The organism is Micromonospora solifontis (assembly GCF_003725545.1).
Classification (GTDB): Bacteria; Actinomycetota; Actinomycetes; order Mycobacteriales; family Micromonosporaceae; genus Micromonospora; species Micromonospora solifontis.
Genome location: NZ_RJLN01000008.1, coordinates 1 through 20,306, shown reverse-complemented (window position 1 = coordinate 20,306; position 20,306 = coordinate 1). Strand labels below are relative to the sequence as shown.

Below are 20,306 nucleotides of genomic sequence, written 5' to 3'. Positions count from 1 at the left end.
GGTTGCATGGGCGACGACGTTCGGTAAATACTTACTGCGTGAGTGACAGCCGGGCCGCCCTGCTCGACGCCGCGGCGGAGGAGTTCGCCCGCACCGGGCTGCACGGCACCCGGGTGCAGGCGATCGTCAAGCGCGCGGGCGTCAACGAGCGCATGATCTATCACCACTTCGGCAGCAAGGAGGGGCTCTACGCGGCGGTCATCGACGAGCAGCGCGCCGGGCTGGGATCCGCCTGGGCGCCGGTGCTGGAGCGGGCCGCCGCGCTCGGTCCGTACGACGGGATGCGCGCCGCCTTCGCCGGGTTCTTCGACATCCTGCGCTCCCGACCCCGACTGCTCGCGCTGATGCTGCACGAGTCGCTCAGTGGGGCCCGGTCGCTGTCCCTGCCCACCGCCGACCAGCTTCCGAAGGCCATCCGCGAGCTGTACGAGCGCGGCCAGCAGGACGGGGTCTTCCGGGCCGACTGCCCGTTCGAGGTCGCGTACGCCACCGCCATGGGTGCGGTGGTGTCGTGGCAGATCTTCGCTCCCCCGTTCGCGGCCGCGGCCGAGCCCGCCGGTGGCCCCGCGCTGCGGGACCGGGTGGTCGGGCAGTTGCTGGACGGTATGACCGGGCCCGTTCCGGGTCGCTGACTCCCCCACCCAGGGCGTAGGCGGCGCAGTCGCACCGGCCGCAGTAAGCATTTACCGCAGACGTGAGGAGTGGACGGGGATGGACCAGACCGTGCAACCGCCGGCACCCGCCGGCATCCCGCGGGACCTGCTCCGGCTCGTCGGGGTGGTCATGCTGGGCGCGTTCGCCGTACAGCTCGACGCCACCATGACCAACGTCGCGGTCAACACGTTGCTCCGCGAATTCGACACCGGCCTGTCCACCATCCAGTGGGTGGGCACCGGCTACCTGCTCGCGATGACCACGATGATCCCGCTGACCGGCTGGGCCGCCGACCGGTACGGCACCCGGGCGCTCTGGACGTTCAGCCTGGCCGGGTTCCTGCTCGGCTCGCTGCTGTCGGGGTTCGCCTGGTCCGCCGGCAGCCTGATCGCGTTCCGGGTGGTGCAGGGGGTCGGCGGCGGCATGCTCGTACCCCTGGCGCAGACCATCCTCGCCCAGGCCGCTGGGCCCGACCGGCTCGGCCGGGTGATGGCCGCCATCGGCATCCCGGCCATGCTCGGCCCGGTCCTCGGCCCGGTCCTCGGCGGGCTCATCGTCACCGACCTGAACTGGCGCTGGATCTTCTTCGTCAACGTGCCGGTCTGCCTGGCCGGGCTGCTGCTGGCCCGACGGGTGCTGCCCGACGCCCGGCCCGCCGGCGCCGCGCCACTGGACCTGCTCGGCCTGGCCCTGCTGCCGCCCGGCTGCGCCGCCGTGGTCTACGGCCTCGCCGAGGCCGGCCGGTACGGTCGCTTCGACGACCCGGCGGTGCTCGCCGCCCTCGGCCTCGGACTCGCCCTGCTGGTCGGCTTCATCCTGCACGCCCTGCGCGCCCGGCGGGAGCCGCTGATCGACCTGCGGCTGCTCGCCGACCGGGCCTTCGCCGCCTGTGCGGCGGTGGTGTTCCTCTCCGGCATCGCGCTGTTCGGCGCGATCATCCTGCTGCCGCTCTACCAGCAGCAGGTACGGGGGGCGTCCGCGCTGCACGCCGGGCTGCTGCTCGCCCCGCAGGGCGTTGGCATGGCGGTCGGCCTGATCACCGCCGGGCGCCTCACCGACCGGATCGGTCCCCGGCCGATCGTGCTGGCCGGCCTGGCGGTGGCCGCCGTCGGGACGCTCACCTACACCCGGGTGACCGCCGACACCAGCCAGCTGCTGCTCGCCGGTGTGCTCGTGGTCAGCGGCGTCGGCATGGGCGCCACCATCGTGCCGGTGCTGGCCAGCCCGTACCGGGGGCTGGCACCGTCGGCGATCGCCCGGGCGACCAGCGCGATCCGGATCTTCCAGCAGCTCGGCGGGGCGTTCGGCGGGGCGGTGCTCGCGGTCGTCGTGCAGCGGCAGCTCGCCACGCACGTCCCGCCCGGGCAGCTCGACCCGGTCGGGCGGGCCGCCGCGTTCGGGGCCACGTTCTGGTGGGTGCTCGGCTTCACGCTGGTCGCCGTGCTGCCGGCGCTGATGCTGCCGGTGACCCGGCCGACCGACGCCTGACGGTGCCGCTGGTGGGACCACCGGCTCGGGGGTGGTGGTCCCACCAGCGGCACCGTCAGCGCCGCCGCCAGGGCAGCCGCCAGCGCCGCGCCGGCCGGGCCACGACGGTGGGCGCGGCCGCCGGGGCGGCGGTCCGCTCGGCCGCCGTCCGTTCCCGGTCGGCGCGCCACCGGCGTACGGCGTCGTCGGCGTTGACCGGGCGGACGGCCACCCGCGGCCCGGTCGGGGTACGCAGCCAGGCCACGATCTCGCGGTTCAGGTCGGCGACGCAGGCCCGCACCGACTCCTCGGTGGGCAGCTCGCGCACCTCGTCGGGGAGCCGCTCGACACGGCGCCGCAGCAGCAGCGGGGTGGGCAGCAGCAGGTCCGTGGGGAGCTGCTCGCGCTCCAGGAAGCTCTTGATCCACCACGACTCGTCGTAGGGCAGGTCCCGCCCGGGGATCGGCTTGCCGGCGCCGGGCAGGTTGTCGAACTCGCCCCGCTCCTGTGCCGCCCGGATCTGCGCCTCGACCGCGGCCTCCCAGCCGTACGTCACCGCCGTCACCTCCCGCGCCCACCGTATCCGCCGGTCCCGACCCCTGCTCAGCGCAGCCGACGGACGGCTCATTCCCCAGCGGCGGGCGGCGGCGACCCGGCGTACATTCCTGCTGGACGGGCGAGGGGAAGGAGCAGCGGCGTGCGCGACTGGCTGACCTGGCTGGGTGTCGCGGTCGCCTGCCTGCTGGCCAGCTGGGCGCTGCTGGTGCTGCTGGCCCGGCGGCTGCCGCCGGGCATCCTGCGGGATCTGGCCGCGTTCATCCCCGACTGTCTGACCACCGTGCGCCGGCTGCGCAAGGATCCGCGGGTGCCGCGCCGGGCGAAGGTGGCCGTGGTCGTCGCCGGGCTCTGGGTGGCCAGCCCGATTGACCTGATCCCCGAGTTCCTGCCCGTCATCGGCCCGCTCGACGACATCGTCGTGGTCGCCCTGGCGCTGCGGTACGCCGGCCGGCAGGTGCCCCGGCAGGTGCTGCTCGACGCGTGGCCCGGCGAGCCGCGGCTGCTGCTGCGCCTGCTCGGCCCGGCAGCGGATTGACCTCGCCGTGCCGGCCGCGGGTCAGCGGTTGAGGTAGGCGACCAGGCCGCCGAGTTCTTCGTTGGCGATGAACACCGACCGTACGTTGATGATGGCTTCCTCGGCGTGGGCGGGGCAGCCCCACGCCGAGTCGCCCCACGAATCGGCGAGCTTGATCTCGGCCGGCGCGGTGCAGCCGGCGGAACCGCCGAGCTGGCAGCGCTCGGGGCGCGGGGTGGCGGCCTGCGCGGCGGCGGCGGCGCGCATCCGGGCGGCGAGTTCCGCGGCGGTGGCGGCGCGCTGCTCGGCCTCGGCGCGCAGTTCCCGCTCCGCGCGCACCACCTTGGCCAGCTCGTCGTGGGCTGCCCTGGCTCGTGCGTCGGCGGCCGCCTTCGCCTGTTCGATGTGGTGGCGTTCGATGGCCAGGGCCGCGGTGCCGGTGAAGATCCGGGCGAGGGCCAGGTCCGTGTCCTGCGGGACGCGCGGGGTGCGGTGGTACATGGCGAAGGTGCCCAGCAGGCTGCCGTCCCGGGCCAGGATCGGCGTGGACCAGCAGGCGGCCAGTCCGGCCCGCTCGGCCAGGTCCCGGAAGTCGGTCCAGAACGGGTCGGTGGCGATGTCGGTGACGATGACCGGTTCCCGCCGGTGGGCGGCGGTGCCGCAGGAGCCCACGCCTTCACCGGTGGCGATCCCGTCGATGGCCTGGTTGTAGAAGTCGGGCAGGCTGGGCGCGGCGCCGTGGCGCAGGTGCCCGCCGTCGGAATCGGCGAGCAGGACGGAGACCAGCACCTCCTGCGGCGCGAGATTCTCGATACAGCGGGCCATCCCGTCGAGCACCTCGGTCAGCGGCGCCTGACGGGCGATCTGCTCCAGCAGGGCCCGGTGTTCGGTCATCAGCCATTGGGCGTGCTTGACCTGGGTGGTCTCCACGCCGATCACCCGGATCCCGGTCACGGTGCCGTCGGCGTCCCGGCGCGGCTCGTAGGTGAAGTCGAAGTACGTCTCCCGGGCGTGCGGGCCGGCGCCCAGCACGACCCGGACGTCCCGGCCGGTGTAGGGCTCGCCCGTGCGATAGACCTGGTCCAGTAGCGCGATGAAGCCCTGGCCGGCCAGTTCGGGCATCAGCTCCTGGAGTGCGACCCCGGTACGGGCCCGTTCCTCGCCGATGGCGGCGAAGAACGCCGGGTTCGCCGCCTCCACCAGGTGGGTGGGCCCCGCGAGCGACGCGAACACGGCGGTGGACTGCCCGAACAGTGCCCGCAGATCCTCATCCGCTCCCTGTCCGGCGACCGCCGGATCCGCAGCAGTGGGCCGCTGGCCTGATACCGCCGTCATGTTGTGGTCTGCCTCTCGTCTGCGGACGATCCGCGGTTTCTCGTCGCGCCCGTACCCACTCGAGGCGCCGGTCATGCCGGCGAGCGTAACGGACCGGCCCCGCCAGGGCAGACCACCGGGCACGGTGCGGGCACGGGGTGGTGCCGGTCACCCCCGTCGTTGGCGGGCCGGGCGGCCGGGCCGGCGTAGGGTCCCGGGTGAGGTCGACCCTGGGGAGGACGGGTGGTCACGCTCGGCGCGGTGGTGGGTATCGCCCTGGTGGCGTTGGGTCTGGTGCTCACGCCCGGACCGAACATGGTCTACCTGGTGTCCCGGTCGGTCACCCAGGGTCGCCGGGCCGGGCTGGTCTCGCTGCTCGGGGTGGCCGTCGGCTTCCTGGTCTACCTGGCCGCGGCGGTCGCCGGGATCGCCACGGTCTTCGTGCTGGTGCCCCCGCTGTACCTGGCGGTGAAGCTGGCCGGGGCGGCGTACCTGCTGTGGCTGGCGTGGCGGACGCTGCGCCCGGGCGGCACCTCGGCGTTCACCCCGGCGCCGCTGCCGCCGGACCGGCCGCGGCGGCTGTTCACCATGGGGCTGGTCACCAACCTGTTGAACCCGAAGATCGCGATCCTGTACGTGTCGCTGCTGCCGCAGTTCATCGAGCCGGCGCGCGGTCACCTGGCGGTGCAGAGCCTGCTGCTCGGGCTGACCCAGATCGGCATCGCGCTGACCGTGAACGGGCTGATCGTGCTCACCGCCGGCAGCGTGTCGGCGTTCCTGACCCGCCGACCCGGCTGGGCGAAGGTGCAGCGGTACGTGATGGGCAGCGTGCTGGCCGGTCTGGCGATCCGGATCGCCGCGGACCGGTCCCGCGCCGTGGTCGCCACCTCCTGACCGGGGTCACCGCGGAAGCTCGCGGAGCACGGCCACCCCGCCGGCCGCGACGGTGACCGCGTCGTCGACCGGCTCGTCGGTGATCAGCTCCAGCCCGGCGGCCGGGACGCGCTGCGGCCGGTCGGTGTGGTTGAGCAGGAACAGCCAGCTGCGGTCGCCGTCGCGGCGGCGTACCGCCTCGATCCCGGGCGGCGCCTGCGGGCAGACCGGGGTGACGCCGGCGAGGCGGGCGGCCTCGGCGAGCAGCCGCTGGTAGGTGTCGTCGTCGGGGCGGGTGGAGACGTACCAGGTGAGGGCGGCGCCGACCCGGTGCCGGGTGACCGCGGGCAGCCCGTCCAGCACGCCGCCGAGGTATTCGTCGACCGGCTCGGCCCCGGCGAGGCGCACCGTCTCCGACCAGATCCGGCCGGTGCCGCCGCCGGTCAGCGGCACCCGGTCGTCGTCGGCCAGCGGGTGGAACTCCTCCACCCGAACCCCCAGCAGGTCCCGGTACGCCCCGGGGTAGCCGCCGAGGCGGATCCGGCCGTGCTCGTCGGCGACCCCGCTGAGCCAGGTGACCAGCAGGTGAACGCCGGCGCGGACGTGGTCGCGTACCCAGTCCACGGTGGCGTCGGAGGCCAGGTAGAGCGCGGGCAGCACGAGCAGCCGGTGGCCCGCCGGCGGGTCCCCGGGCGACACCACGTCGCAGGCGATCCCGGCGCGCCACAGCGCCCGGTGCGCGGCGGCCACCTCTGCCCGGTGGTCGAGCCCCCGCGCCGGCATCCCCGGGTGGCGCAGCGCCCAGTCGCTGGCCGCGTCCCAGCCGATCGCGACGGCGGCGTCCACCCGGCCGGCGCCGGTTTCGGCGAGCCGGCCGAGCACCTCGCCGAGGCGGACGGCCTCGCGGAACACCCGGCTGTCCGGGCCGGCGTGCGGCACCAGGGCCGAGTGGAAGCGTTCCGCGCCGCCGACCGGGGCGCGCCACTGGAAGAACATCGCCCCGTGTGAGCCCCGCGCGACGTGGGCGAGGCTGTGCCGGGCCATCCGTCCTGGCTCCTTGGTGTGCATCCGTCCGGTGGTGTGGATCTGGTTCGGCGCGCTCTCCATCAGCAGCCAGGCCGGTCGCCCGCCGCGCCGTGCCCAGCCGCGGGCCAGGTCGGCGGCGAGCGCGGTCTGCTCCTCCGCGCCGCCGTCCACCGCGGACGGGTAGTGGTCGATGGCGACCAGGTCCACCTCGGAGGCCCAGCGGGCGTGATCCACCGGCACCCAGTCGCCGAGCACGTAGTTGGTGGTGACCGGCACCGCCGGGTTCGCCGCCCGCAGCAGGTCCCGCTGCTCGACGTACGCGGCCAGCAGGGTGTCCGACCAGAAGCGGCGGAAGTCGAGCAGCTGGCCGGGGTTGGCCAGGTACTGCGTCGCGCGCGGGCCGGCGATCTGCGCCCAGTCGGAGTAGTGCTGGCTCCAGAAGCTGGTCACCCAGGCGGCGTTGAGCGCGTCGAGGTCGCCGTACCGGTCGGCGAGCCAGCGGCGGAACGCCGCGTCGGCGTGCTCGCAGTGGCAGGTGGTGCCGTACTCGTTGTGCACGTGCCACAGGGCCAGCGCCGGGTGGTGGGCGTACCGGTCGGCGAGGACGCCGGCGATGCGGCGGGCGGCGGACCGGTACGCCGGCGCGGCGGCGCAGTAGGTGTCCCGGCTGCCGTGGTGCAGGCGGACGCCGTCGGCGGTGACCGGCAGCGCGCCCGGGTGGGCCAGGGAGAACCACGGCGGCGGCGAGGCGGTGGGGGTGGCCAGGGCGACCCGGATCCCGTTGTGGTGCAGCAGGTCCAGCACCCGGTCCAGCCAGTCGAAGGTGTAGCGGCCGGGGGCCGGTTCGAGCCGGGACCAGGCGAACACCCCCACGGTGACCAGGTTGACGCGGGCCCGGCGCATCAGCGCGACGTCCTCCCGCCACACCTCGGCCGGCCACTGCTCCGGGTTCCAGTCGCCGCCGTAGCAGAGCCGGCCACCGTCCCACACATCTTTAGTTGGCATCGCATTCAAAGTAGGAAGAGCGTCGAGGCAAGTCAATGGCCCACAACGTTGACAGTTAGTTGGGGCTCCAAAGAAACTGGCGGGACCGCCCGTGCCGCCTCTGCGAGGAGACGCCCCATGCCGTACCGCCCGCCCCTGGTCCCGTACGAGACCTTCGTGGCCGATCCGCCCGACCTGCCGGTCCGCGGCCCCGGCGAGGAAGGCGCCGACGACGTCACCCGGGCCGAGGTGGCCGGCACCGACCCGCACGGGGTCACCCTCACGGCGCACACCTCCGGCGGCGGCACCCTGGTCGCGCGGGTGGAGGCCGCCGGCGCGGGCGTGCTCCGGGTACGGCTCGCCGAGGACCTGGCGGCCCGCAGCCGCTCCGCCCGCGCGCTGCCGCTGGTCCACCCCCGACCGCACCCGGCCGTGGTCACCGTCGACGACACGTACGTCCACGTCGACGCCGGCGGGGTGGTCGCCGAGATCCGCCTCCACCCGTGGGGGCTGCGCTTCCTCGCCCCCGACGGCCGGCCGCTGCTGGCCACCGACGGCGGCACCCGGGACATCAGCGGACGGCGACGCACCCTGCCGCTCGGCCGCTCCACGGTCGACGGTGTCCCGGTCGCCTGGCACGAGAGCTTCGTCGCGCCCGGCGACGAGCGCTTCGTCGGTTTCGGGGAGAAGTTCACCCCGCTGGACAAGCGGGGCCAGCGTCCGCTGATGTGGAACTTCGACGCCTTCGGCGGGGAGTCCGACCGGTCCCACAAGAACGTGCCGTTCTACCTCTCCGACCGGGGCTACGGCTTGCTGGTCGACAGCGGGTTGCCGGTGCAGTTCGACGTCTGCGCGTCCACCCACAGCAGCGTGCAGGTGCTGGTGCCGGACGACCTGCTCGACTACTACGTGCTGGCCGGGCCGACCCCGGCCGAGATCCTCGACCGGTTCGACGGCCTGACCGGACGGCCGTACCTGCCGCCCCGCTGGGCGTTCGGGGCGTGGATCTCCTCCGGCTTCTACCCGGACAGCCAGCAGCGGGTGCTGGAGCGGGCCCGGCTGATCCGCGAGCGGGACATCCCCTGCGACGTGCTGCACCTGGACTGCTACTGGCAGGTCGCCGGGCGCTGGTCGGAGCTGCGCTGGGACGAGCAGGCGTTCCCCGACCCGGCCGGGATGCTCAAGACCCTCACCGAGCAGGGCTTCCGGGTCTGCCTCTGGATGAACCCGTACCTGATGACCGACAGCCCGCTGTACGCCGAGGCGGAAGCCGCCGGCTACTTCCTGCGCCGCGCCGACGGCACGACGTACGTCGCCGACGTCTGGCACGGCAGCTACCCGGTCAGCGCCATCGTCGACCTCACCAACCCGGCGGCGGTGCGCTGGTTCCAGGGCCTGCTGCGCCCGCTGCTCGAGCAGGGCGTCGCGGTGTTCAAGACCGACTTCGCCGAGGGGGTGCCCGCCGACGCCGTGGCGCACAACGGGATGACCGGCGTCGAGCTGCACAACGTGTACGCGTTGCTGTTCAACGACGTGGTCGCGGCGGTCACCGAGGAGGTCGCCGGGCACCGGACGGTATGGGCGCGCTCGTCGTACCTGGGCGGGCAGCGGCACAGCGCGCAGTGGAGCGGCGACGTCAACGCCACCTGGCCGGGCCTGGCCAGCACCCTGCGCGGCGGCCTGTCCCACGGGCTGTCCGGGGTGCCGTTCTGGAGCCACGACACGGGCGGCTTCCACGGCACCCCGGAGGCGGATCTGTACGTCCGGTGGACCCAGTTCGGTGCGCTGTCGCCGCTGGTCCGGCTGCATGGCACCACCAGCCGGCTGCCGTGGGACTTCCCACCGGAGGCGGAGCGCCACGCGGTGGCGGCGCTGCGGCTGCGCTACCGGCTGCTGCCGTACCTCTGGTCGGCGGCGGTGTCGGCCGCCCGGACCGGGGCGCCGATGCTGCGGGCGCTGCTGGTTGACACGCCGGACGACCCGAGCGCCTGGGCCACCGACCTGGCCTACCGGCTCGGCACCGACCTGCTCGTCGCGCCGGTGCTGGACCCGTCCGGGCGGCGCGACGTCTACCTGCCGAGCGGCGACGACTGGCTCGACGCGGCCACCGGGGAACGGCACCCGGGCGGCCGGCACCTGCGGGTCACCGTGCCGCTGCACCGGCCGCCGCTGTTCGTCCGCCACGGCGCGCTGGTGCCGATGGTGGCCCCGGCCGGCACCGTCGCCGACGGGCCGTTCCGGGACGTCACGCTGGTCGCCTGGGGTGGGGTGAACGGCCGCACGGTGGTACGGGACGTCACCGGCGACACCGAGATCACCGCGACCCGCGACGGCGACACCCTGCGGGTCCGCGTCGACGGCCCGCTGGACGTCCGCCGGGTGAGCGTGGTCGGCGCGGACGGGCCGCGCCGGGTCCTGCTCGACGGCACGGCGGTCCCGGTGACCCCGTTCGAGCCCTGGTTCCCGGTGTGAGCAGCCCGATGCGCGGGATCGGTGGTGTGCGGACCCCGCCGGAGCGGATAGAGTTAGTTGGGGATCTAGCCGAACAAGCCGAACGTCGACGATCCCTGCCACAGGACACCCGGCGGCGGCCGGTCCAGGCCGGCCGGGGAGGTGGGCGATGATGAGGGCCGCACCACCGGGACCGGGACCCTCGGCGCAGGAAGCGGGCAGCTCGTGATCAGCATCCACACACCACCCCAGGCGACCGATCTCGGCGACGTACGGGTGGCCAACCGGGCCGTGGTGCTGCGGCACGTCCGCCTGCACGCACCCTGCTCCCGGGCCGACATCGCGGCGCACACCGGGCTCAACAAGGCCACCGTGTCCAGCCTGGTCACCGAACTGATCGACCGGCGCCTGCTGCGCGAGACCGGGCTGACCGAGAACCGGGTCGGCCGGCCGGCCACCATGCTGGCCCTCGACGGCGCCCCGTACGCGGGGCTGGGCCTGCAGATCGGCGCCGACGAGCTGGTCGTGGTCGCCGTCGACGTCGGCGGTAACCGACTGCTCACCTGGCGCCGCGCCTTCGCCGCCGCGACCGCCGCCCCCGGCCAGACCGGGCAGGCGCTCGCCGCGCTGGCCCGCCGGGCGATCAACCGGGTCACCGGGCAGGGCCGGACCGTGCTCGGCCTCACCGTCGGCGTGCCGGGGCTGGTTGACGCCGACGGCGGTGTCCCGCTCGCGCCCGCGCTGGGCTGGCGGGACGTGCCGCTCGCCGCCGAGCTGCGCCGCGCGCTGCGCGACCCGGGCTTCACCGTCGGCGTCGACACCGACGCCAATCTCGCCGTGCTGGCCGAGCAACGGCATGGCGCGTACGCCGGCAACGCCGACCTGGTCCACCTCACCGGCGGGGTGGCGGTCGCCGCCGGCCTGGTCAGCGGCGGCCAACTGCTGCGCGGCGGCCGGGGCTTCGCCGGCGAGGTGGGCCATGTGCCGCTGGACCCGGCCGGGCCGCCGTGCGCCTGCGGCCGGCGCGGCTGCCTCGCCGCGCTCACCGGCGTGGACGCCGTGGTCCGCCGGGTGCTGCCCGACGCCGGCCAGGGCGGCCCGGTCACCGACTACCTGCCGGAGATCGACCGGATCCAGGCCCTGGCCCGCGCCGGCGACGACCCCACCCTGGCCGGCCTCGCCGAGGTCGGCCGGCACCTCGGCCACGGAGTGTCCGTCCTGGCCAACCTCCTCGACCCCCAGGTGGTCGTGGTCGGCGGGCACTTCGCCGCGCTGGCGCCCTGGCTGCTGCCGGCCGCCCGCGCCGAGCTCGCCGCCCGCACCCTCGCCCCGCAGGCCGGCGGCTGCCGGCTGGAGGCCAGCACGCTCGGCTCGGCGGCCAGCGCCCTGGGCGGCGCCACCGCCGCCCTCGCGACCGTCGAGGCGGGACGGTTGCCGGCCGCGTGACATCGCCGGCCCGGCTCCGTCCAGGCCGGACGGCACGCGGGCCTTGACCGGACCGGTGTCCGGGTGCCAACCTCGGTACGGCCACTCCGGCACAGGGCAGTCGGGGCGGCTTTTCTTCCCGCGGTTGTCGAAGCGCTTCACCAGCGTCCGGGCCGACGACCGCCCCCTCCACCATGCGCGCCGCCACTCGTCACGACGGTCGTCGAAGCGCTTCGACCCGCCGCCGGGCCGCACCGCACGCCCTACGGAAGGCACCTCGCCATGACCGACCGCACCCCCCACCGCCTCGACGACCTGCTGGCCCGACTCACCCTGCCGGAGAAACTCGGCCTGCTGCACCAGTGGCAGCCACCCGTGCCCCGACTCGGCCTGCCCCCGTTCCGCACCGGCACCGAAGCGCTGCACGGCGTCGCCTGGCTCGGCCCGGCGACCGTCTTCCCGCAGGCCATCGGGCTGGCCGCGACCTGGAATCCCGAGCTGATCCGGGCGGTGGGGGCCGCCGTCGGCGACGAGGTACGCGCCAAGCACCAGGCCGACCCGGAGCAGGTCGGCCTGAACGTGTGGGCGCCGGTGGTCAACCCGCTGCGCGACCCGCGCTGGGGGCGCAACGAGGAGGGCTGGTCGGAGGACCCGTGGCTGACCGGCCGGCTGGCCACCGCGTACGCCCGGGGGCTGCGCGGCGACCACCCGACCCGGCTGCGCACCGCGCCGACCCTCAAGCACTTCCTGGGCTACAACAACGAGACCGACCGGGCCACCACCTCCAGCGACCTGCCGCCCCGGGTGCTGCACGAGTACGAGCTGCCCGCCTTCCGGGCCCCGCTCGCCGCCGGCGCGGCGGTGGCCGTGATGGCCTCCTACAACCGGGTCAACGGGGTGCCGGCGCACCTGAGCCCGCTCATCGAGGGCGAGCTGCGCGGCTGGGCCGACGAGGACATCATGGTGGTCGGCGACGCCGGGGCGGTCGGCAATCTCGCCGGGGTGCAGGCTCACCTGCCCGACCATGTGGCGGGCTTCGCCGCCGCGCTGCGCGCCGGAATCGACAGCTTCACCGAGGACGACCGGGACGGCGCGCCCACCGTGGCCCGACTGACCGAGGCGCTGCACCGCGGGCTGATCACCGAGTCCGACGTGGACCGGGCGGTCCGGCGGCTGCTCGGGGTCCGGCTGCGCCTGGGTGACCTGGACCCGCCCGCCGAGGACCCGTACGCCGAGGTGCCGGCCGACGTCATCGACTGCCCGGCGCACCGGGAGCTGGCCCGGGAGGCGGCCCGCCAGTCGGTCGTGCTCCTGCGCAACGACGGCCTGCTGCCCCTCTCCCCCACCGGGACGCCCCGGGTCGCCGTGCTGGGCCCGCTCGCCGACGCGGTCCACGAGGACTGGTACAGCGGCACCCTGCCGTACGCGGTCAGCGCCTACGCCGGGCTGGCCACCCGGCTGCCCGAGGTGACCACCCACCCCGGCACCGACCGGATCACCCTGCGCCTCGGCGACCGGCACGTGCGCTGCCCGGACACGACCGAGGGCGGGCCGCTGACCCTCGGCGGCGACGCCACCGCGTTCGACGTGCACGACTGGGGGCAGGGCGTGGTCGCGCTGCGCGCGGTCGGCAACGGCCGGCAGGTCGGCGTGCGGGACAGCGGCGAACTGGTCAACGACCGGCCGGGTCCGGGCGGCTGGGTGGTCCAGGAGACCTTCCGCTTCCACCACCGCCCCGACGGCACCGCGCTGCTGCACCACCTGGCCACCGACCGGTACGTCACGGTGGACGCCGACGGGCGGCTGGTCGTCGGGGCCGACGCGTCGGCCGCGGCCGCGTTCACCGCCGAACTCGTCGCCGACGGCGCCGCCGAGGCGGCCGCCCTGGCCGCCGCCGCGGACGTGGCCGTGGTCGTGCTCGGCAACCACCCCATGGTCAACGGCCGGGAGACCGAGGACCGGCTCGATCTGGCCCTGCCGGGCGGGCAGGAGGCGCTGCTGCGCGCGGTGCACGCCGCGAACCCGCGCACCGTGCTGGTGGTGACCAGCAGCTACCCGTACGCGGTGGGCTGGGCGCAGGAGCACCTGCCGGCGGTGCTGTGGACCTCGCACGGCGGCCAGGAGCACGGCAACGGGCTGGCCGACGTGCTGCTCGGCGACGTCGACCCGGGCGGCCGGCTCACCCAGACCTGGTACGCCGACACCGCCGACCTGCCCGACCTGCTCGACTACGACATCATCGGCGCCGACGCCACCTACCTGTACCACCGGGGCGAGCCGCTGTACCCGTTCGGGCACGGGCTCAGCTACGCCCGCTTCGAGTACGCCGACCTGCGGGTGGGCGCGGCGGCGGTGCGCGCCGGCGAGGAGGTCGAGGTGAGCGTCACGGTCACCAACACCAGTCGCCGCGCGGGCACCGAGGTGGTGCAGCTCTACACCCGGCAACGCCGCTCGCGGGTCAAGCAGCCGCTGCGGCAGCTGCGCGACTTCGCCCGGGTCACCCTCGATCCGGGGGTGAGCGCGCGGGTCACCCTGCGCCTGCGTACCGACGAGCTGGCCTGGTGGGACGAGACGGCCAGGGCGATGGTGGTGGAGGACGCCACCCACACGCTGCTGGTCGGCCGCTCCGCCCGGGACGTACGGCTGGTCGGCGCGATCACCGTCACCGCCGCCACCCCGGCCGGGGTGCCCGCCGTCGGCCGGTTCGGGGCCGTCCGATGAGCGCGCAGCGGCGAGCGGATCATCAGCACGGCGGCGCCGAGCGGTGCGAGGTGCCGGCATGAGCGGCCGTACCGCCGGTGACCAGGTCACCATCGCCGACGTCGCCCGGCACGCCGGGGTCGCCGCGAGCACCGTGTCGTACGTGCTCAGCGGCAAACGGACCATCTCGGCCACCACCCGCGACCGGGTGCTGGCCAGCGTCCGCGCCCTCGGCTACCACCCCAACGCCGGGGCCCGTGCCCTGGCCAGCCGCAGGGCGAACGTGATCGCCCTGGTGCTGCCGCTGCGCACCGGCATGCAGGTGCCGGTGGTGATGCAGTTCGCCACCGCGGTGGTCACCACCGCCCGCCGCCACGACCACGACGTGCTGCTGGTCACCTCCGACGAGGGGCCCGCGGGGCTGCGCCGGATCGCCGGCAGCGCGATCGTCGACGGCGTCCTGCTGATGGACGTGGAGCTGGAGGACTCCCGGGTGCCGCTGCTGCGGGAGCTGGCCCTGCCGAGCGTGCTGATCGGGCACCCCACCGACACCACCGGACTGGCCTGCGTGGACCTGGACTTCCAGCGCGCGGGCGAGCTGTGCGTCGCGCACCTGGCCGCGGCCGGGCATCGCCGCGTCGCCCTGCTCGGCGCCCCGGCCGCCGTCTACGCCCGGGGCACCGGCTTCGCCCACCGCACCCGGACCGGCTTCCTCGCGGCCGCCGACCGGTTCGGCGTCGACGCGGTGGCGCTGCCCTGCGAGGAGGGGCCGGCGGCGGTCCGCCGGGACCTGGAGTCCCTGCTGGCGCGCCACCCCGACGTCACCGGGGTGGTGGTGCAGAACGAGTCGGCGGTCGGCCCGGTGCTCGCCACGCTGCCGCTGCTGGGCCGCCGGGTGCCGCAGGATGTCGCCGTGGTGGCCATCTGCCCCGACCAGTTCGCCGGGCAGTCGGGGCTCACCTGCGTACCGGTCCCCGCCGAGGAGGTCGGCCGGCAGGCCGTGACCCTGCTGATGCGGCGGCTGCACGACGAGCCGGTGCCGGAGGTGACGCTGCTGGAGCCCCGGCTGACCGTCCGGGACAGTAGCGCCGGAGCCGGCCGGTGACCCGTCCGGGCACCGCACCGGGGGCCGGGGGCGGCCGCCGGTGCGGTCAGAGATTGTCCGGCTGGTGCAGGGCGGGGTGGTGCTCGCCCGGCGCGGCGTACCAGGCGGCCCGGTCGGCGCGCAGCGCGGTGGTGATCCGCAGCCGGGACCAGTCATCCAGCTCCGGCAGGTCGTCCGGGGCGAACCAGCCGACCGCGAGGGACTCCTCCCCGTCCACAGTGGGCGCGCCGCCGACCGCCCGGCAGTGGAACCAGACGTTGAGGTACTCGCAGACGTCGCCGTTGGGGTAGACGACCGGGTGGGTGGCGACCCCGCCGATCCGCTCGATCTCGACCGTGATGCCGGTCTCCTCGTACACCTCGCGCAGCAGCGCGTCGGTCGGCTGCTCGCCGGGGTCGACCACGCCGGCCGGGACGGACCAGCGCCCGTTGTCGCCCCGGCGGGCCAGCAGCAGCCGCCCGGCGGCGTCGGTGACCACGCCGCTGACGCCGTAGAGCATCAGCAGGTCGTGTCCGATGTGGCGGCGCATCCGGGCGATGTACGGCGACAGCGGCATGCCGGCACCCTACCGGGGGGTGTCGCGGTGCCGCCGGACCATGCCGGCGGCCAGCGGCGCGCCGTCGAGGTCACCGGCGGCGATCCGCCCGGCGACGGTACGGCGCACCAGGCGGTCGGCGAGGGCGGGCGCGTGCCGGGCCAGGGCCAGCTCGACGCGTCCCCGGGCGGTGGTGGCCACGTCCCGGGGAGCCCGGCGGGCGGTGGCGGCCCGCAGGATCGCGGCGATCACGCCGTCCACCGGTTCCAACCGGGACACCCCGCTCAGCGACAGCCCGGCCTGGGCGGTGCTGTCGTGGATCGGTGAGGCGACCATGCTGGGGTAGACGACGCTGACCCCGACGTGGGTACCGACCTCGTGGCGCAGCGCGTCGGCGTACGCCACCAGGGCCCGTTTGCTCACCCCGTACGCGGCGGCGAGGGGCAGCGGCAGCACGGCCATCCGGCTGGCCACGAAGACCACCCGGCCGCGGGCGGCCTCCAGCGCGGGCAGCGCCGCCGCCGTGGTCCGCCAGGCGGCGAGCAGGTTGACCTCGAGCTGCTGCCGGACCACCTCGTCGGGGGGCAGCTCGGCGGGGGCGGGCCCGCCGACGCCGGCGTTGTTGACCAGCAGGTCCAGCCCGCCGAGCCGGTCCACGGCCGCGGTGACCGCCGCCGGCACCGCGGCCGGGTCGGTCAGGTCGCAGCCGAGCACCGGCACGTCGGCGTCCTCGTCCGGGTGCAGGTCCAGCCCGACGACCCGGGCGCCGGCGGCGGTGAGCGCGGCGCCCAACTGTCGCCCGAAGGTGCCCCGGGCCCCGGTGACCAGCACCCGCCGTCCCGTGAGCGCGCTCATGCCGGCACCCCCGTCCGCCGCCGCCCGGCGGCCAGTTCCCGCTCCAGCTCGGCCAGGTACGCGTCGAAGTCGACCCGCATGTGCGGGCGGCGCTGCCCCCAGCGGGTGGTGGCGGCGCGCAGCTCGGCGCGGCAGGCGGCGGCCTGCCGGGCCGCGTCGGGGGGCGCCCAGGTGCCGGCGAGCCGGCCGGCGACCAGCCGGGCCTGCGCCTCGACCAGCGGGAACGCCGCCCCGGTGGACTGCATCAGCCCGACGAAGGCCAGGCCGGGGGCGTCGAGGTGGAAGACGTGCCGGTACAGCGGCAGCCGGTCGGCGCCGTCGCCGAGCAGGGCGGGGTCGAGGAACGGCACCTCCACCCGGTAGCCGGTGCACCAGACCACCAGGTCCACCTCGTCGGCGCGGCCGTCGGTGAACTCGACCCGGGTCCCGGCGAACCGGGCGATGCCGGGGCGGGCCTCGATCTCGCCGTGGGTGAGCCGGGACAGCAGCCCGTCGGAGAGGGTGGGGTGGTCCTGGAGGAAGCCGTGCGTCGGGGCGGGCAGCCCGTACCGGCTGGGCGGGCCGACGGTGGCGGTGAGCATGGTCTGGCTGATCCGCTGCCGCAGCCGCCAGGGTAGCCGGCGGGCGAGCGACCCGTTGAGGGTGTCCGACGGGCGGCCGAGCAGGTACTTGGGCACCACCCAGACGCCGCGGCGCAGCGACAGCAGGGTGCGGGTGGCCGCGTACGAGGCGTCCACGGCGATGTCCATCGCCGAGTTGCCGCCGCCCACGACCAGGACCCGCCGGCCGGCGAGCTGCTCCGGCCCCCGGTAGTCGTGGCTGTGCAGCTGCTCCGCGGCGCACTGGCCCGGGTGGCCGTCGGGCAGCTTCGGCACCCGGTTGTGGCCGTTGGCGACCACCACCGCCTCGACGTCGACGCGGACCGGGCCGTCGGGCCCGGTGGCCTGCACGGTCCAGGTGTCGTCGGCGGCGCGGACCACCCGCTGCACGGTGTGCCGCAGCCGGACGTCCTCCCGCAGCCCGAACCGGTCGGCGTAGTCGGCGAGGTAGCCGGCGATGCGGGCGTGGTCGGGGTAGTCGGGCCAGTCGGCGGGCATCGGGTGGTCGGCGAACTGGGTGCGGCTCTTGCTGGTGTTCAGGTGCAGCGTCCGGTACGCGGGCGAGCCGGGCGCCCCGTACACCCAGAGGCCGCCGACGGTGTCGGCGGTGTCGAACGCCACCGCGGGCACGCGCGCGTCGCGCAGCGCCTTGAGGGTGGCCAGGCCGGCCGCCCCGGCGCCGATCACCGCCACCCTGGGCCGTGCCGTCATGACCGCCTCCTTAATCCAACGCCCGATGGATAATGCCCAGCGGGACGCCGACCGTCAAGAGCCGGCCGGCGGATACAGCGCGTCGAGCAGGCGGTGCACGAAGGCGCGGAACTCCCGCCGCTCCCGGGCCCCGGCGCCGCCGTGCGCGGCCAGGGCCACCACGTGCCCGTGCACCGCCCAGACCAGGCTGCGCACGGTGACGTGCGGGGTCGGCTCGACCAGCGCGCCCCGCTGCGCCGCGGCGGCGAGCAACTGCTCGACCAGCCCGTACAGCGGGGCCGCGTACCGCTGGTCGAGTTCGCCGTGCCGGTGCGGCTCCAGCCAGCGGCGCAGCCACAGCGCGGTGGTCTCCGGCCGGTCCTCCAGGAAGTCCACGAAGACGTCGACCAGGTCGTGCAGCGCGCCCAGCGCCGCGCCGGGCCCCGCCGCCAGGGCGGCCCGGGCCCGCTCGCCGGCCGCTTCGAGGACCTCCCGCTCGGCGGTGAACACCCGGGCGAAGCAGGCGTCGTACAGTTGCGCCTTGGTGCCGGTGTGGTGCGCGACGGTGGCCACGTCGACGGCCGCGGCGGACGCGACGTCGCGCAGGCTGACCGCGTCGAAGCCCCGTTCGGCGAACAACGCGGTGGCGGCGGCCAGCACGAGGTCACGGGTCGGTCGCTGGTCGTCGCGGCGGGGCCGGCCCGGCCGCCGGCGGGGCATGGTCATCCCGCCATTGTTCCCCCTACAATCCATCATCCGTTGGATTGGTGGGGCGGCACGCCCGGGGAGGACACACATGACCGGGCTCGACGGCGAAGTCACCCTGCGGCGCGGCCCCCTGTTCGGCTTCGCCGCCGGCTCGCTCGGCATGGGCGTCTGGGTCACCGTCCCCGGCCTGCTGCTGCTCTACTTCCTCACCGACGTGCTGGCCGTGGCGCCCTGGCTGGCCGGGCTGACCCTGCTGCTGCCGAAGATCGCCGACGTGGTGCTGCACCCGTGGGTCGGGCACCGCAGCGACGTCGAGCAGGCCCGCCGGGGGCACCGCCGCCGGCTGCTGCTGGCCGGTTGCCTCCTGCCACTGGCCTTCGCCGGGCTCTTCGCGGTGCCCGGCGGGCTCACCGGCGCGGCCGCCGCCGGCTGGGTGGCGCTGCTGTTCATCGCCGGGAACCTGCTGTTCGCCGCGTACCAGGTGCCCTACCTGGCCACCCCGGCGGACCTGCGGATCGGCTACCACGAACGCACCCGGCTGATGGCCTTCCGGATGATGGTCCTGACCGTCGGCATCCTGCTGTCCGGGCTGCTGGCACCGCTGCTGACCGGCGGCGACACCCCCACCCGCGGCGGCTACCTGCGGATGGCCCTGCTGCTCGGCGCCGGAACGCTCGCCGCCATGCTGGTCGGGGTCGGCGGGATCGACCGGCTGCGCCGGGCGGCGGCCGCGCCGGCCGCCGCGCACGCCACCGGAGGCTGGCCGGCGCTGGCGGCGAGCCTGCGCGACCGGCAGTTCCGCTGGCTGGTCGCCGCGTACCTGGCCATGTCGACCACCACCCACCTGGTCCTCGCCGGCGTGCCCTACTACGCGCGGTACGAGCTGGGCCGCCCGAAGCTCACCACCGTGCTGGTGGCCGCGTTCGTCGCGCCGGCGCTGCTGGTCACCCCGGCCTGGCTGGCGGTGGCCCGCCGGGTCGGCAAGCAACGGGCGCTGCTGGCCGGGCAACTCGCCTTCGCCGCCGGCGCGCTGGTCCTCGCCGTCGGCCGGCCCGCCGGCCTGCCGGTGCTGATCACCGCCGTGGCGGTGCTCGGGACCGCGTTCGCCGGCATGCAACTGCTGCCCTTCTCGATGCTGCCCGATGTCATCCGCGCCGCCGGCGCCGCCCGCGCCGGCACGTACACCGGGGTGTGGACGGCCACGGAGGCGACCGGCGGCGCACTCGGCCCGTACGCCTACGCCCTCTGCCTGGCCGCCGGCGGGTTCGTCGCCTCCGCCGCCGGGGAGACGGTCACCCAGTCCCCGGCGGCCCACGCGGCCATCCGGTACGGCTTCGGTCTGCTGCCCGCCGCCGTGATGCTGGTCGCGGTGCTGATGCAACGCCGGTACACCCTGGACCGCGTGGCCCGCGCCGAGTCCGCGGCCGCCCACTAGACTTCGCCCCCGATGGACGCCCAGCCCGCCCCCGAGACCCGCCCCTGCGCGCACTGCGGGCGCGACGTGCCGCAGCGCGCCGGCGCCGGCCGGCCGTTCCGCTACTGCCGGGACAACGACGGCGCCTGCCAGCGCGCCTCCCGCAACTCGCGAATGCGTCACCGCAACGCCCCCGGCCTGCCCGGCCAGGTGGCCCGCACCTGGGAGGCGGTGGACCGGCTCGACCAGATCGTGGAGACCCTCACCGAGGCGCTGCACGCCGAGCTGTCCCCCACCGGGGTGGAACGGCAGCTCGCCCAGCTGCGCGCCGAGACCGCCGCGCAGGTGGCGGCCGCGCACGGGGAGCGCGACGAGGCCCGCCGGGCCGACCGGAAGAGCGCCGTGCAGGGCAAGCGTGTAGACCTCGGCGCCTG

At 75.5% G+C, this 20,306-nt stretch carries 16 protein-coding genes and 1 pseudogene; 10 read left to right on the top strand and 7 right to left on the bottom strand.

All coding sequences use genetic code 11. The annotated features are described in order from the left end of the window. Positions 1-38 precede the first annotated feature (38 nt). Both EFE23_RS04575 and EFE23_RS04570 read left to right on the top strand, forming a co-directional pair. A complete protein-coding gene (locus EFE23_RS04575) occupies positions 39-632 on the top strand; it encodes a TetR/AcrR family transcriptional regulator (RefSeq protein WP_158675831.1) in 594 nt (197 codons plus the stop codon). Between the two features lie 79 nt (positions 633-711). Continuing rightward, positions 712-2,142 (top strand): MDR family MFS transporter, encoded by a 1,431-nt coding sequence (locus tag EFE23_RS04570; RefSeq protein WP_123239621.1) that lies wholly within the window; start codon positions 712-714, stop codon positions 2,140-2,142. A gap of 55 nt (positions 2,143-2,197) precedes the next feature. Here EFE23_RS04570 and EFE23_RS04565 read toward each other — a convergent pair whose 3' ends face one another. After that, positions 2,198-2,677, bottom strand: coding sequence for a DnaJ family domain-containing protein (locus EFE23_RS04565; RefSeq protein ID WP_123239705.1), 480 nt, complete (start codon positions 2,675-2,677; stop codon positions 2,198-2,200). A 141-nt stretch (positions 2,678-2,818) separates the two neighbouring features. Here EFE23_RS04565 and EFE23_RS04560 point away from each other — a divergent pair, with 141 nt between their 5' ends. Next, on the top strand, positions 2,819-3,214 hold the full coding sequence (locus EFE23_RS04560; RefSeq protein WP_123239620.1) for a YkvA family protein: 396 nt from the start codon (positions 2,819-2,821) through the stop codon (positions 3,212-3,214). A gap of 21 nt (positions 3,215-3,235) precedes the next feature. On the opposite strand, the gene EFE23_RS04555 is transcribed toward EFE23_RS04560, so the two are convergent. Beyond that, positions 3,236-4,426, bottom strand: a complete 1,191-nt coding sequence (locus tag EFE23_RS04555; protein WP_233600861.1) for a GAF domain-containing protein — start codon at positions 4,424-4,426, stop codon at positions 3,236-3,238. Positions 4,427-4,750: 324 nt separating this feature from the next. On the opposite strand from EFE23_RS04555, the gene EFE23_RS04550 reads away from it, so the two are divergent. Then, complete coding sequence (locus EFE23_RS04550; protein WP_123239618.1) at positions 4,751-5,401, top strand: LysE family translocator; 651 nt, start codon at positions 4,751-4,753, stop codon at positions 5,399-5,401. 6 nt (positions 5,402-5,407) lie between these two features. Here EFE23_RS04550 and EFE23_RS04545 read toward each other — a convergent pair whose 3' ends face one another. Continuing rightward, the gene (locus EFE23_RS04545; RefSeq protein WP_123239617.1) at positions 5,408-7,411 is read right to left on the bottom strand and encodes a beta-galactosidase; all 2,004 of its coding nucleotides are present in this window, start codon (positions 7,409-7,411) and stop codon (positions 5,408-5,410) included. Positions 7,412-7,528: 117 nt separating this feature from the next. Between EFE23_RS04545 and EFE23_RS04540 the strand changes: the two genes are divergently transcribed. The 4 genes from EFE23_RS04540 to EFE23_RS04525 all read left to right on the top strand — a co-directional run bounded on the left by EFE23_RS04540 (position 7,529) and on the right by EFE23_RS04525 (position 15,071). Then, complete coding sequence (locus EFE23_RS04540; RefSeq protein ID WP_123239616.1) at positions 7,529-9,862, top strand: TIM-barrel domain-containing protein; 2,334 nt, start codon at positions 7,529-7,531, stop codon at positions 9,860-9,862. Between the two features lie 204 nt (positions 9,863-10,066). Beyond that, positions 10,067-11,287: an ROK family transcriptional regulator gene (locus tag EFE23_RS04535; RefSeq protein ID WP_123239615.1), complete on the top strand. Its 1,221-nt coding sequence runs from the start codon at positions 10,067-10,069 to the stop codon at positions 11,285-11,287. A gap of 261 nt (positions 11,288-11,548) precedes the next feature. After that, positions 11,549-13,987 (top strand): beta-glucosidase family protein, encoded by a 2,439-nt coding sequence (locus tag EFE23_RS04530; RefSeq protein ID WP_123239614.1) that lies wholly within the window; start codon positions 11,549-11,551, stop codon positions 13,985-13,987. A 58-nt stretch (positions 13,988-14,045) separates the two neighbouring features. Then, positions 14,046-15,071, top strand: coding sequence for a LacI family DNA-binding transcriptional regulator (locus EFE23_RS04525; RefSeq protein ID WP_123239613.1), 1,026 nt, complete (start codon positions 14,046-14,048; stop codon positions 15,069-15,071). Between the two features lie 46 nt (positions 15,072-15,117). Here EFE23_RS04525 and EFE23_RS04520 read toward each other — a convergent pair whose 3' ends face one another. Genes EFE23_RS04520 through EFE23_RS04505 form a run of 4 tightly spaced genes read right to left on the bottom strand, consistent with a single transcriptional unit; the run spans position 15,118 to position 18,470 of the window. Continuing rightward, a complete protein-coding gene (locus EFE23_RS04520) occupies positions 15,118-15,627 on the bottom strand; it encodes an NUDIX hydrolase (protein WP_123239612.1) in 510 nt (169 codons plus the stop codon). A 9-nt stretch (positions 15,628-15,636) separates the two neighbouring features. Continuing rightward, positions 15,637-16,461, bottom strand: a complete 825-nt coding sequence (locus EFE23_RS04515) for an SDR family NAD(P)-dependent oxidoreductase (protein ID WP_123239611.1) — start codon at positions 16,459-16,461, stop codon at positions 15,637-15,639. Beyond that, entirely contained in the window at positions 16,458-17,771 is a 1,314-nt protein-coding gene (locus EFE23_RS04510) for a flavin-containing monooxygenase (RefSeq protein WP_123239610.1), read from the bottom strand. The genes EFE23_RS04515 and EFE23_RS04510 overlap by 4 nt, the downstream gene beginning before the upstream one ends. A gap of 54 nt (positions 17,772-17,825) precedes the next feature. Further along, positions 17,826-18,470 (bottom strand): TetR/AcrR family transcriptional regulator, encoded by a 645-nt coding sequence (locus EFE23_RS04505; protein ID WP_123239704.1) that lies wholly within the window; start codon positions 18,468-18,470, stop codon positions 17,826-17,828. Positions 18,471-18,546: 76 nt separating this feature from the next. Between EFE23_RS04505 and EFE23_RS04500 the strand changes: the two genes are divergently transcribed. Both EFE23_RS04500 and EFE23_RS04495 read left to right on the top strand, forming a co-directional pair. Then, on the top strand, positions 18,547-19,893 hold the full coding sequence (locus tag EFE23_RS04500) for an MFS transporter (protein WP_123239609.1): 1,347 nt from the start codon (positions 18,547-18,549) through the stop codon (positions 19,891-19,893). A gap of 12 nt (positions 19,894-19,905) precedes the next feature. Continuing rightward, positions 19,906-20,306 (top strand): annotated as a pseudogene (locus tag EFE23_RS04495) (hypothetical protein); the annotation flags it as partial.